The following is a 1,324-nucleotide window of genomic DNA, read 5'->3' as shown; positions in this document are numbered from 1 at the left end:
TGATGTATGGAATCCACTCTTCCCCTGCCAACCTAAACTTAGCAGGATGAGATAAATATCTGAGGGTTCCAACATGCTGACCAACAATGTTATTGCTATCGATTTAGCCAAAAACGTCCTTCAAATCTGCTATATCAGTGTCCATGGAGAATTGCTTTTCAACCGAGCATTGAGCCGACAAAAAGCAAAAGAATTTCTTATAAAAAGTAAGCCATCGATCGTCGCAATGGAGGGGTGTTGTGGTTGCCATTATTGGGGGCAATTAGCAGAACAATGTGGACATGAGGTTAGAATAATCAATCCCAAGAAAGTAAAAGGTTATTTAGAAGGCCATAAAACCGATCACAACGATGCTCTTGCCATCGCCAATGCAGCCATACAAATAGGTATAAAATACAGCCGTCCTAAAACACTAGAACAGCAATCTATGCATTCTTTAGAAAGTAGCCGACGCTTTTTGTCTCGTAGCGTCGTTTCACTTGGGCATCATATCAGAGGAACTATCTTGGGCTACGGGATAGCAAACCCAAAAGGTGAAAAAGGATTAAAAGCCTCCATCCAATCTGTATTAGATGGAGAAACGCCAATACCTACCAATGTTGTTTCTGTTCTCTCCATGTTGTGGGAACAATACAAGCAGCTTAAGACCAAATTAATTGAATTTGAAAAAGAGAAAAACACCTTAACTCACCAAATTGAACCGTGCAAAAGGCTTATGGAAATTGAAGGCGTCGGAGCAACAACAGCCGCGATGCTTTATACCACGCTTGGCGATGGCAAGCAGTTTAAAAACGGACGGCAAGCTTCAGCGTTTGTTGGACTAACACCGAAACAACATAGCTCAGGCGGAAAAGTCTTTATGATAGGGATAGATAAGTGTGGCGGTGTTAAAGAACTCCGTTCTCTTCTTTATCTTGGGGCGATGTCATACGTTGGCCGACTGCCAGAAACACCAAGAACTCAAAAAGATGCCTGGCTAGTCAAAATCATAGATCGTATTGGGTTCAAGAAAGCCTGTATCGCTCTAGCCAATAAAATAGTCCGAACGGCATGGGCAATGCTTCGTTATCAAACTGAGTACAGACCTATATTTCTAACTATCTGATTAACCGAATTTTACAAAAATGATGAAGCATAAAAGGTAAGACCAACCTACAAAAAACCTGACCATTCCTTCATGCTTTTAAAGCTGATGACGCGATGAGGATTGTAGGTGCGCAAACATCAAAGGTTAGAAGGTAGCTCCTTCACAAGAAACCGAATATACGACCGCATCTTAACTTTGAATTGCTAAATCACTTTGTAAATACGTGGATTCCATATA

At 41.2% G+C, this 1,324-nt stretch carries 1 protein-coding gene; it reads left to right on the top strand.

What is annotated here, in order from left to right; genetic code table 11:
• The first annotated feature begins 73 nt into the window (after positions 1 to 73).
• On the top strand, positions 74 to 1,105 hold the full coding sequence (locus tag ACWYU8_RS21960; protein WP_457521844.1) for an IS110 family RNA-guided transposase: 1,032 nt from the start codon (positions 74 to 76) through the stop codon (positions 1,103 to 1,105).
• Positions 1,106 to 1,324: the final 219 nt, after the last annotated feature.

This window comes from Vibrio limimangrovi, assembly GCF_054064025.1.
This window is presented reverse-complemented; position numbering and strand designations above follow the sequence as displayed.